This window comes from Epilithonimonas sp. (assembly GCF_032055105.1).
GTDB lineage: Bacteria > Bacteroidota > Bacteroidia > Flavobacteriales > Weeksellaceae > Epilithonimonas.
Genome location: NZ_DAMBRK010000008.1, coordinates 48,161 through 60,719, shown reverse-complemented (window position 1 = coordinate 60,719; position 12,559 = coordinate 48,161). Strand labels below are relative to the sequence as shown.

The following is a 12,559-nucleotide window of genomic DNA, read 5'->3' as shown; positions in this document are numbered from 1 at the left end:
CCCATCCAAGCTGGGCCAGAAATGAAGGTGCTGTTTTCGCTATCAAAAGAGCAATGAAAGCAGAACCGAATTTGAAAGTGACGTTACCAAATTTTGTGGATGAGAGTTTGTTTGAGTCCAAATACTAATCATAATTAATCCAATGAAAAAACTAGGCATCATCGGCTGCGGCTGGCTCGGAAACCACATCGCAGAAAGACTATCAAACCGATACAAAATCTTCGCAACAACAACCACAGAATCAAAAATAGAAGACTTAAAGTCTAAAGGTTTCAACGTTACTTTGGCAAGTTTTCCAGATGAACCCAATCCTGAAATGAAGAAATGGGAAGTCGCATCACAGTTGGATTCTATCATCATTGGCATTCCGTTTTCGGGAATCAGAGGAATGCAAGTTTCTATGAGAGATAGACAACACAATCTTCGGAAGTTTTTGGGAGATTATAAAGGTCAATTATTTCTGATGAGTTCAACGGGAGTTTATCCTGAGATTGATACAGATTTCAAGGAAGAAGACAAATCCCCTAATGAAGTGGAAAGCGAGAATTTTATTTTAGAAAAATTTCCTCAGACCAATATTATGAGATTAGCAGGATTGATGGGCGACAACAGATTACTTAAGAATTACAATATCTCCAATCTGGATATGCTGGTTAATCATATTCATTACGCCGATATCTGTTCAGTTTTTGAAAAGATGCTGAAAAATAATTCGCAGTCAAAAGTTTATAACATAGTTGCGCCAATACATCCTAACAAAGAAGAAGTCATCAATGCACAGAAAGGACTTCCCTACTCCGGCGAACGAACTACGAAAGGCAGAACAATCTCTGCAGAGAAATTGATCAAAGAACTGGACTTCGAATTTCAATATCCGGATCCGAGGTATTTTCATTAATTAAAATCCAATTTGGAATCATTCTTGACTTCATATGAGGAAATCCTTTAATATGAAATCAAACACCATCAAAAAAATCGCAAAATACGGATTGGGCGCCATGCTTATCTCAGCTGGAATAGGACATCTTACTTTCGCAAGGAAAGAATTTCAGGCTCAAGTTCCGGACTGGGTTCCGTTAGAAAAAGACGATACCGTCGTCTATTCGGGAATTGTAGAAATAGCTGTGGGAACTGCCATCATCGCCTCACCTAAAAAATATGAACCTATAATTGGAGAAATAGCTGCAGGTTTATTCACAGCCGTTTTCCCCGGAAACATTGCCCAATACAAAAACAGACGAGACAGCTTTGGCCTCAATACAGACAATAAAAGATTGGCAAGATTATTTATGCAACCTTTGCTATTATTTTGGGCTATTAAGTCAACAAAATAGGCCAGTTTTTAATTCATTATAAAACTCAACAATGATGTTAATTTTTAATTATTAAGATTTTATAAATCCTATTTATTTAATATTAAAAATCGATTATAAGTTCTAACTTTATTGTAACTAAAAATGATATTTAAAATAAAAAACTATGAGTTCAGCACAAACATTTGACAATCTATTCAAAAAAGAAATCCCAGAAGAATACCAAGTTCCAGTAATCCATCAAAGAGAATATCTTCTGAACGGAGAATTGGTACAATGGGACGGTGATGTTACCGAAATCTATTCACCGGTTTGCATCCCTTCAGAAAATGGGTTGGAAAGAAAACTCTTGGGAACTATTCCTAACATTGGCCCAAAAGAAGCGCTTGACGTTTTGGAAGCCAGCGTAAAAGCGTACGACAATGGACTCGGCGAATGGCCAACAATGTCAGTCGAAGGTAGAATCAAATGTATGCAGAAGTTTGTTTATCTAATGATCCAGCAACGAGATTTGGTTATTAAATTATTGATGTGGGAAATTGGGAAAACCCTACCCGATTCTACAAAGGAATTTGATAGAACTGTAGACTATATCAATCAGACCATTGACGCTCTGAAAGACCTAGACAGAGAATCTTCTCGTTTCCAACAAGCCGAAGGAACCATTGCTCAAATCAGAAGAGCACCTCTTGGCGTTGTTCTAAGTATGGGACCTTTCAATTACCCTTTGAATGAGATTTTCACAACATTGATTCCAGCTTTGATAATGGGAAATACAATCTTATTCAAATTACCAAAACATGGTGTTCTAGCTCATTATCCTTTACTGAATGCCTTCAAAGAAGCGTTTCCAAAGGGAACTGTAAACACACTTTACGGAAAAGGTTCGGAAATCATCACACCAATTATGGAAAGTGGAAAAGTGAATGTTCTGGCTTTCATCGGTTCGAGTAAAGTCGCTAATGGTTTGAAAAAACTGCACCCAAAAGTGAACAGATTAAGAGCAATCCTAAGTCTTGATGCCAAAAACGCTGCGATTGTCACCAAAAATGCCAATCTGGATATTGCAGTCAGCGAAATTATTTTAGGTTCATTGTCTTTTAACGGACAGCGTTGCACCGCTCTTAAATTGATTTTCGTTCAGAAAGAAGTTGCTGAAGAATTTACGAAAAAATTGTCTGAAGCTGTTTCTGCTCTGAAAGGTGGATTGCCTTGGGAAAAAGACGTGAAAATAACGCCTCTTCCAGAAGTTAACAAACCATCATACTTGAAAGAATGTCTTGATGATGCCTTATCAAAAGGTGCTATAGTTTTGAATGAAAATGGTGGTTATAACGACGCTTCATTCTTCTTCCCTGCTGTAGTTTATCCTGTGAATGACCAAATGAAATTGTATCACGAAGAGCAATTCGGACCTGTAATTCCTGTTGTCCCATTTGAAACAATTGACGAACCGATTGATTATCAAGTGAACGCAGACCACGGGATGCAAGTGAGTATATTCAGCGAAGATGCTTTGGAGGTTTCTAAACTGATTGATCCGTTTGTAAATTTGGTAAGCCGTGTCAACATCAATTGTCAGGCGCAAAGAGGTCCAGATGTTTTCCCATTCACAGGAAGAAAAGATAGTGCAGAAGGAACACTTTCTGTTTTCGATGCTTTGAGATCTTTCTCAGTTCGCTCTTTAGTTGCAGCAAAAGTGACAGATTCGAATAAAGAGTTACTGAACACGATTGTAAGAGATCACGATTCTAATTTTCTGAGTACAGATTATATTTTTTAAATCAAACTAAAAGATGATAGACGGATAGATAATAGACTTTCTATCATAAATAAATTAAATCCGCAATCGATATGATTGCGGATTTTTTATGCTTATTGCATCAACTTAATTCTAAAAATTTCCTAAAATCACACAATCAATTTCAGTATTGCTTTTTTTACAGTATTTTTGAAGTCTAAATTTCTGAATTGAAAAAATTAGACAAATATATAATCAAGACTTTTTTCGGCCCATTTCTATTTATTTTCAGTGTACTGTTCTTCATTTTCATTGTTAATATTATTTGGACACAGATGTCTCAATTGACTGGAAAAGGATTGACCTACGGCGAAATTACAAAACTGCTTTTCTATCTTGGGATGAGCGTTGTAAGTATGGTTTTACCACTTACAATTCTACTTTCCTCCATTATGACATTTGGAGATTTCGGAGAACGGTACGAGCTTGCTGCAATGAAAGCTGCGGGAATTTCTCTGCTTCGGGTAATGATGCCATTATTGATTACGGTTTCTTTTCTTGCGGGAATTTTGTTTTTATTTTCCAATAACATTATTCCTGATTTTCAGAGAAAAGCCAAGAATATGCTGTTCAATATTGTATCTTCTAAGCCTGCCATCAATTTTACTCCTGGAGTTTTCATAGATCAAATTTCTGGGTACTCTGTAAAATTTGATAAAATCTATGGTAAAGAAGGTGAAAAACTAGAAGGTGTTTTCTTACACAAAAATGCAAGCCCATACGACAATCAGCAAACCATTATTGCAAAAAAAGGAAAATTCGCTAATGCAGAAGATAGAAATTATCTGAAACTGATTCTTTATGATGGATACGTTTACGAAGATAACATCTCCAACAAACCTTACGAAGAAAGAAAAAAACAACCCAATCAGTCGGTAAAATATGACAGTTTGGTTTACCACTTCGATATCAGTGAGCTGATTAATAATGCCATTGAAAAAGAAAAAATCACAGATGATTATCGTTTCCAGACTTATGGCGAGGTCAACCAAACTCTTATTAAAAACAGAAAAAGCAACATTGTCTCGGTAAGTGCGATGGCTTCTCCTGTGATCTCGCAAACCAATAACTTTGTCCAATATATCGACAAAACCAAACCTGTGGATAAGGTTATAAAAGAACCTTACAAAATCGATACGCTGAAAAAAGATAAAAAACTGGAGGTTCTTTGGGGCGCTTATAACAAAATTGAATCTTTGAAGTCCAGCATAGAGTCTAACCAAAATAGCATCTCAGATATTGTAAAAAATCATAACAAAATCGTGATGTATCAGCAAAGAATAGTATCCTACTCTTTCACTTGTATTATTTTCTTTTTGATTGGTGCCAGCCTTGGATCTATCATTAGAAAAGGAGGAATGGGACTTCCTGTGATCATTGCCATTGTGATTTTCATTATTTTTTATGTCCTTAATCTTACTGTAGAAAACATCTCTTGGAAAGGCGGTATCAACCCTTATATTGCTGCTTGGATCCCGAACATGGTCTTATTCCCTTTCAGTGTGTGGATTACCTACAAAGCGTTGACAGATTCTCAGTTATTTGATATAGAGAAGTACAAAGCGCTTTTCAAACCAATTATCGAGAAGTTTTCTAAACCAAAAGAACACGAGCGTTATCAATAAATATTTTTTTCGGAGAAAACCTAATTAAAACATTATATTCGTATCAGAAAAACGAATGTTATGAAAAAAATAATAGTTTCTATTTGTGTAATAGGTCTTTTGCAATCTTGCATTGTTTCTACTGCAACCAAGGTCGTAACAGGCGTTGCAAAACTAGGTTACAAAACCGTGAAAGGTACTGTAAAAGGAGTAAGCTGGGCTGTGAGCAAAGCCAAAGGCAAAATAGATGAAGACCGAATAGACGGTACTTGGAAAATAGTAGGCGTATACAAAGGAGATTTTGAAGCTTTCACCAATGATCCTAATCCAGAAAGCTCCTTCGAAAGTGAGTGCGTAGAGGGATTTGATCAGATTATTTTCAATTCCAAAAAATCCAAATACAAACCTGTGCATTGCAATACGGAAAAGGTGAGCTGGGAAAAGTACGACTTCGAATTCGGAAAAAATCCTTTGACCAAAGAGAAAGAAAACTATCTGAAAATCAACTCCAGCAATTACATCTCTATTATCGATATCAATAACAAAACCATGATACTGGAAGGCGCTCTGATGCCGAAGCAAGCTTTCTCTGGTGGTAAACTTTACCTATTGGAAAAGATTAAATAAAACAAAAGCAACCAAATATAGGTTGCTTTTTTGATTTTATTGAAGATTACCCTCTCCATTATTATGAGGCAAATTGTTCGAATTCTTTGCCGCTTTTACCAGCTCATTGACATCGGCATAGAACAATTTCCAATCGGAAACATCTTTCATTGCGGTGATTAGGTGAGGAAAGATTTCAAAGACTTTTCCAGATCTTTGCGGATTCCCGATGCACTCTTCTGATTCCTAAGGTCGGCATTGGCAGAAGCTTGTTCTGCAAAGAGTGTTTCAAAATCTGTCTGCTTGGTTTTCATATCATCAAAAGCCGCCATTATTTTCAAGTCATTCAGTTTTTGGCTGTTCTCTGGTTTTTCCAACTCCTCGATGAGCTTTTTCATTTGAGCTGTTTGGGAGGAATAGCTTAACTTATATAGCTCCAGACCAAACAATTTAAAAATCTGATACAGGTCTTCTGCAGATTGTTGGTTGGCAACTGACGACAGTTTTCTATAACCATTTAAGAATCCTTTCAGGTTAGAAAAAGCATCGTCTCTTTCTTTGTCAGCTTGAGCAACCGAATCTCCTTTTCCACTGTAAATTTGTTTTGCATAAACGGCATCATAATCTGTATATTTCAGTTTGAGATCTGCTAATAATGGATGAGCTGTGATGACAGCATAAGTTCCGGATTCTGAAACATTGATGGTTCTTTGAGCAAGTGTAGCCAAATCTTTGGTGCTCAACCTGGATAATGTAATTTTCATGTAATGATTAATTTTTTTGTGAATAATTTAGTTTTTAAACGTTTTAAATGTATAAAAAATATTCTTTAGTCACAAAACTATAGTTGAGAAACAAAAGTAAAAGTCATTTTGTTACAAAACGAAGGTTTTCCGACTTCCGCCAAAGTTGTTTGGTTACAAAACCCACGTTTGGAAACCAAAGTAAAAGTTGTTTTGTTACAAAACTAGGGTTTTGTGACTTCCGGCGGAGTTGGGTTAGTTTCAAGCGGAGGGTTTGGAGGGGAAAGTAAATTTTAAAATTTAATCTTGAAATAAATGTTCATATATTTGAAAAAATTTAAAACTTGTAACATAATATGAAAACCATTAGTTTAATTAATATGAAGGGAGGAGTAGGAAAAACTACTTTAACCATAAATTTAGCCCATTTTTTAAGTACTCGAGAGGACTTGAAAGTATTAATAATTGATATTGATCCTCAATTTAATTCTACGCAATGTCTATTTAGTGGAGAAGAATATGTTGAATATTTAAAAGAAAATAGAGACACGATAATAAATATTTTCGATGATTCTGTGAAATCTAAATTAAGTACTGTTAGTGGTGCTACTAAGGAAAATGCAAAAGAATTAAAAGATATTGAACCATTTCATTTTTCTGATAATCTACATATATTACCAGGTAATTTGGAATTATATAAATTAGATATGGCATCAGGTACTGGTAGAGAGAATAGATTAAAACAGTATTTGAGAGAATTAAATAAAAAAAATAAATATGATTTTGTTCTAATTGACACTCCACCTACACCTTCTGTTTGGATGACTAGTGCATTAATAGCAAGCGATTATTATCTAATTCCTGTAAAACCCGACCCAATCTCATTTGTTGGTATTGATTTGTTGGAAAATATTATTGAACAGAAAAGAGATTCATATGATTTACAAATAAAATGTATAGGTTTAGTAATCACGATGGTCGACCGTCAGGACTCAACTATTTTTAGGGATGCTATATCTTTTGTAAGAGAAAATGCGAGATGGAAGTCATTGCTATATAAAAAACATTTACCTAAAAGAACGGAAATCGCTAAATTGCAACTTCAAAAGCAATTCATATTAGACAGTAAGGATACAACTATAAAGACCTCATTAGCAGGAATAGTAAGTGAATTAAAAATTAGATTGCAGAATGAATAAGAATAAAATTAATCAAATCGCTAATTACTTAGAGGAACTATCTTGGTTAGTTGAAAGTAATAAAAATTTTTCGTTTAGAGAAATCTCAAATATTTTGAGAGATTTGTCGTATGAAAGAAATAATGCATTTCATTTAAATGCTTCAAAATTTAATGATCAAACTGGAAAAACATTTTTAGTTGGAATTTTACCTAATGTATTACAAGATACTGAATTATTCAAAAGTAATAATGACATGCTTGAATTTGCAGAACAGATATTGCAATTAAAACCTAGCAGAGCAGCTAAAAGATCTAGAACAGAATATATTGGATGGATTGTTTGTGAAGTATCAAATACAGAAAGTGAAAGATTAGACGATTTATATAAGCATCTGAGATTTTTGTTTAGCGATACCAATAATGTCAAAAAAATTAAAGAAGCTAAAAAAAGTACTGATTTTTCATGGAATGATATAATAAGTAATTTATAATATGTCTAGATTTTTAAAGAATGATCTTGAGCATCTTAAAGATTACATAGATAACTTTTCACTTAAAAATCTTTTAACTAATAAAGATTATATAGCTTTTATTTCAACTTGTCATAAAAAATACTATTCTTTTTTTGTTGCAACAATTGAGTTTGAAAATAGTTTTACTGAAAATCAATTTGTTTTTTTAAAAGAAGCTAATTCTGATATAGCAACTGCACTATTTCACATCATGAGTGGATCTTATAAATCGGCTCGCTTTTCATTACGAAGCTCGATAGAGTGTTTTCTTAAAGCTTTTACAATGAATGAGCTTACGGATATTGAAAGAGAAAAAAGTGTTTATGAGATTTTTAACAAAATAAAAGCTTTGCCTTATTTTTCAAGTAATCCACAAAAGTTACAATTTGATTTAATACATAGTATCTATAAAGATTTGTGCAAAGATGTTCATGCGGCTGAAAAAATTAACATGGCCCAGATTGATGCTTTAGATTTATTGCCCAAATATCAAAAAAAAGAGGCGGAAAAAATTAAAACTATTTATCTAAGTTTAATTCCTGCTTATCTATTTTTATTATCAGACAAGTTTAATGGTAGATTTCATCAGATTCACCACAGTAATCGCGATATTATTTTGATGGGTATATTAAAAGAGCTTAGACCTACTATTATGAAAATAGAAGAATAAAACAAAAAAACCTGCTCAACAGCAGGTTTTCATATTTATAAAGTAAAATCTTAATGTCCAGACTTAGCATCTGCATCTTGTTTTACGTGGCTAAGATATTTAGTACAATACCCACCAAAAATCAAAATCACAAGATAACAGAACACAGGAATAATAAAGGAATGCTGTACTCCAAAAGTATCTGCCAAATAACCTTGGAAAATCGGAACAATTGCTCCTCCTAAGATGGCCATTACTACTAATGATGAACCTTGGCTCGTATATTTTCCTAAACCGGAAATCGCTAATGTATAGATATTAGAGAACATAATAGAGTTGAAAATCCCAATTCCTAAGATGCTGTACATTGCTAATGGTCCTTCGGTCAACATTGCAGAAATTAATAATACAACATTTATTGCAGCAAAAATAGATAAGGTTCTTGCCGGAGCAGATTTCCCGATAAAGAATGCCACGAAGTTCAAAGCAATAAATACCAAGAAGAAACTAATCTGTGCAAACGTCAAATCCACAATACTGAAAATCACCAAGAAAACAGCCGCAGCCGCACCTAACATATACAAAGCTTTCTTACTTTGGCTGATAGAATGATTCAATGAAATGGCGCCTAAGAAACGTCCAATCATCGCTCCACCCCAGTATAGAGAAAGGTAGTTTTTACTTACAGACTCGGTAAGATTCATCACTTGTGGTTGTTCCAAAAAGCTGATGATGAAACTTCCAACGGCAACTTCTCCACCAACATAACAGAACATTGCCAAAACACCGAACTTCAAATGGTTGTGTTGCAAAGCTCCAAAACCTTTCACGACTTCTTCCCCAGCTACTTTGAAATCTGGTAATTTAACTCTAGAGATAATCAAAGCTACCAACAATAGAATCCCCGCAAAAATCAAATAAGGAATCTTAGTTGCTGCAGCAGAGAAAGAACCATCTGCCTCAGAAAACAATTCGAAAATCAAATGTCCTCCCAAAACCGGCGCAATCGTAGTTCCAAAAGCGTTAAAAGCTTGAGTCATATTCAGTCGGCTGGATGCAGAATCTTCCGGTCCCAAAAGTGAAACGTAAGCATTTGCTGTAATCTGCAATACTGTGAAGCCAAGTCCTAAAATGAATAAAGCTCCTAAAAATAATGGATAAGAAGCTAAACTCGCTGCAGGAAAAAACAATACGCAACCAAATGCCGCCAAGAAAATCCCGAAAAGGATTCCTTTTTTGTAACCGACTTTATCAATCGGGTCGCCTTTGGTGGTTGAAATTAAAAAGTAAATTAATGAGCCAATAAAATAAGCTCCAAAGAAACAAAACTGCACCAACATCGATTCGAAGAACGACAGTTTGAAAAGCTGTTTCAGATAAGGAATGAGGATATCATTCATACACGTGATGAACCCCCACATAAAAAATAAAAGTGTAATCGTAACCAAAGGAACCGTATAATTCCTTTTTGTTCCAACTTCATTATTCGCCATATATTTTTATTTTAAAAGAGGCTAAAGATAGCCCCTTTTGTTGATAATATATTATTTTGAAACATTAAATTTGTCATTAAAAGTCAAGTTTAATATTGATTATTTAATTTGATTGAAATCTCCCGCAGATTTTACAGATAGCGCAGATTAAAAAAAGAATCTGCAAAATTTGCTCAATCTGCGAGAACTTGTTTTTACGGCTTCAAATCCTCAAACTTCTCATCCGCAGGCAAAATATGCTGAACTTTCTCCACAACCAATTCTTTTGGAACAGAGAATTCTGCAGTCTGTTTGATGTCTAAAGAAGATGCTCCAACAGATACTTTGTAACTTCCTGCCTCTGCAATCCACGCAGATTTTGCTGTTTCAAATGATGCTAAATCTTTTGGATTCAAAGTCAAAGTAATCGTTTGAGATTCTCCCGGTTTCAAATCTTTGGTTTTAGCGTAAGCTTTCAACTCAGATTTTGGTTTGTCGATATTTTTTCCCGGAGCTGAAATGTACAATTCCACCACTTCTTTTCCTGCAACTTTTCCTGTATTTTTTACATCAACCGTAACTTCTAATTTGTTGTTAAAAGTTGTTGAATTGGTTTTAATATTCGAATAAGCAAAATCTGTATAAGATTTCCCATAACCGAATTCATAAGAAGGTTTTACGCCAAATGTATTGAAATAACGGTATCCAACATAAACACCTTCCTGATACGTCACATCTTTCGGATTGTCCGCAGGAATTCCCGGGAAATTCTTCGCTGAAGCGTGGTCTGCGTAATTCACAGGGAAAGTCATCGTCAATTTTCCGGAAGGATTTACTTTTCCAGAAATCACGTCTGCAACAGAATGTCCACCTTCCTGACCCGGTTGCCAAGCCAAAAGAATTCCATCGACTTTATCTTTCCAAGAAGCCGTTTCGATAACACCTCCGATATTTAAAATTACAACAACTTTTTTCCCTTTTGTGTGGAACGCTTTGGAGATTTTATCCAGCATTTCGATTTCTTCTGTTGCCAAGTTGAAATCTTCGTTCACAACTCTATCACCACCTTCACCAGAGTTTCTTCCCAAAGTCACAAAAGCAATCTCAGAAGTTTCTGCTTTTTTAGCATAGAAAGCATCGTCAAATTTCATTTCGCCCAATCTTCCAGGAAGTCCAAGAATTCCTTTTTTCTTTCTTTCAACTAATTCTGCTGCGGCTTCTTTTTCTGCGTGAGGTTTGTACAAATCAACCAATTCTTTGTCTAATTTGTAACCTGCAGAATTCAGACCTTCCAAAAGAGAAACCGTGTGTTTGTTGTTCACACTTCCACTTCCCGTTCCACCCGTAATCCAAGCGTAAGAAGTTACTCCGAATAAAGAAACTTCTTTCTGTTTATTAGCGAAAGGCAAAGCATTCTGTTCGTTTTTAAGCAAAACCATTCCTTCTGCAGCAGCATTTCTTGTCGTTTCTGCGTTTTGAGTGGAATTCGGATTGTTGCTGTATTTGTATTGAGCGAAAGTTGGCGTTTTGAAAACATATTCCAGGATTCTTTTCACATTGAGGTTGGCGACTTCCTGAGATAATTTCCCTGAGTTTAAAGCTTCCAACAACACTTTTTTCTGTGCCGGAATTCCAGGCATCAAAAGGTCGTTTCCTGCATTCATCTGTTTAACAACATCTGAAATTCCTCCGCTTCTAATGGATTCAAAACCTGGAAAACCACCGAACCAGTCGGTCATTACAATTCCTTTGAAGCCCCATTCGTTTCTCAAAACCTGAGTTAGTAAATCTTTTGAATCTGAAGTATAAACGCCATTCACTTTGTTATAAGAAGACATTACCGTCCAAGGTTGAGATTCTTTAACCGTGATTTCGAAATTTCTCAGATACAATTCTCTCATTGCTCTTTCAGAAACGTGAGCATTGATGGTTAAACGGTTGGTTTCTTCGTTATTCGCTGCGAAATGTTTAATTGAAGTTCCCACACCTTGAGACTGAATTCCGTTCACGACTGCTGCTGCAGTTTTCCCTGAAACTAAAGGGTCTTCAGAATAATATTCGAAGTTTCTTCCGTTCAATGGATTTCTGTTGATATTTAAAGCCGGAGCTAAAAGTACATCCACACCATATTCTTTCACTTCATTTCCCATTGCTTTTCCAACCTGTTCCAAAAGAGTTTTATTCCAAGTCGAAGCTAAAGCAGTTCCCACAGGAAATGCCGTTGCATAATAGGTTTTTGAATCATTTTCTCTAGTCGGCGCAATTCTCAAACCTGCAGGACCATCAGCAACAATCGTAGCAGGAATTCCGAATCTGTGAAAAGAATCCGTTCCACCAGCAGCTCCGGGAACCAAACCTTGTTTTGAATCTCCAACGGGACCTGTCAGAACTTCAATTCCGGGCATTCCTGTTCCGATGAGAAGATTTACTTTTTCCTCGTTGGTCATTTGTTTGATGATGGCATCAATTCTTTTGTCCACCGAAAGTCTTGTATCTTCCCAAACATCCAATTTTCCATTTTTATTGAGGTCTTTGAAGGTTTTTCCACCAACGGTAACGCTCGGGTTATTTTGAGCTTTTGCAAAAGGCGAAACTGCTAATAAAGCTAGAAACAATCCTGCAAATTTTGCTTTTTTTGAGAGTAATAGTAAAGAAGTTTCGTTCTTGTTCATAATACTA

11 protein-coding genes are annotated in these 12,559 nt (G+C 35.3%); 8 read left to right on the top strand and 3 right to left on the bottom strand.

Annotated elements, in window-relative coordinates; all coding sequences use genetic code 11:
• Window positions 1-142 precede the first annotated feature (142 nt).
• The 5 genes from RTY06_RS08585 (at window position 143) to RTY06_RS08565 (ending at window position 5,345) form a co-directional block, all read left to right on the top strand.
• Complete coding sequence (locus RTY06_RS08585) at window positions 143-898, top strand: hypothetical protein (protein WP_312824247.1); 756 nt, start codon at window positions 143-145, stop codon at window positions 896-898.
• 52 nt (window positions 899-950) lie between these two features.
• A complete protein-coding gene (locus RTY06_RS08580) occupies window positions 951-1,334 on the top strand; it encodes a hypothetical protein (protein ID WP_312824245.1) in 384 nt (127 codons plus the stop codon).
• Window positions 1,335-1,479: 145 nt separating this feature from the next.
• Window positions 1,480-3,096 carry an NADP-dependent glyceraldehyde-3-phosphate dehydrogenase gene (locus RTY06_RS08575; RefSeq protein ID WP_312824244.1) on the top strand — a complete coding sequence of 539 codons (1,617 nt, stop codon included), beginning with the start codon at window positions 1,480-1,482 and terminating at the stop codon, window positions 3,094-3,096.
• Window positions 3,097-3,284: 188 nt separating this feature from the next.
• Complete coding sequence (locus RTY06_RS08570) at window positions 3,285-4,739, top strand: LptF/LptG family permease (RefSeq protein WP_312824242.1); 1,455 nt, start codon at window positions 3,285-3,287, stop codon at window positions 4,737-4,739.
• 60 nt (window positions 4,740-4,799) lie between these two features.
• Entirely contained in the window at window positions 4,800-5,345 is a 546-nt protein-coding gene (locus RTY06_RS08565) for a hypothetical protein (protein ID WP_312824240.1), read from the top strand.
• A 158-nt stretch (window positions 5,346-5,503) separates the two neighbouring features.
• Here the strand turns inward: RTY06_RS08565 and RTY06_RS08560 are convergent, their stop codons facing one another.
• Window positions 5,504-6,088 carry a DUF6261 family protein gene (locus tag RTY06_RS08560; protein ID WP_312824238.1) on the bottom strand — a complete coding sequence of 195 codons (585 nt, stop codon included), beginning with the start codon at window positions 6,086-6,088 and terminating at the stop codon, window positions 5,504-5,506.
• 335 nt (window positions 6,089-6,423) lie between these two features.
• Here RTY06_RS08560 and RTY06_RS08555 point away from each other — a divergent pair, with 335 nt between their 5' ends.
• The 3 genes from RTY06_RS08555 to RTY06_RS08545 are packed head-to-tail and all read left to right on the top strand — an operon-like array spanning window position 6,424 to window position 8,429.
• Entirely contained in the window at window positions 6,424-7,266 is an 843-nt protein-coding gene (locus tag RTY06_RS08555; protein ID WP_312824236.1) for a ParA family protein, read from the top strand.
• Window positions 7,259-7,738, top strand: a complete 480-nt coding sequence (locus RTY06_RS08550) for a hypothetical protein (protein WP_312824234.1) — start codon at window positions 7,259-7,261, stop codon at window positions 7,736-7,738. The genes RTY06_RS08555 and RTY06_RS08550 overlap by 8 nt, the downstream gene beginning before the upstream one ends.
• A gap of 1 nt (window position 7,739) precedes the next feature.
• Window positions 7,740-8,429, top strand: a complete 690-nt coding sequence (locus RTY06_RS08545) for a hypothetical protein (RefSeq protein WP_312824233.1) — start codon at window positions 7,740-7,742, stop codon at window positions 8,427-8,429.
• A 50-nt stretch (window positions 8,430-8,479) separates the two neighbouring features.
• On the opposite strand, the gene RTY06_RS08540 is transcribed toward RTY06_RS08545, so the two are convergent.
• The gene (locus RTY06_RS08540) at window positions 8,480-9,901 is read right to left on the bottom strand and encodes a sugar MFS transporter (RefSeq protein WP_312824232.1); all 1,422 of its coding nucleotides are present in this window, start codon (window positions 9,899-9,901) and stop codon (window positions 8,480-8,482) included.
• Between the two features lie 194 nt (window positions 9,902-10,095).
• A complete protein-coding gene (locus tag RTY06_RS08535; protein WP_312824231.1) occupies window positions 10,096-12,552 on the bottom strand; it encodes a glycoside hydrolase family 3 N-terminal domain-containing protein in 2,457 nt (818 codons plus the stop codon).
• Window positions 12,553-12,559 lie beyond the last annotated feature (7 nt).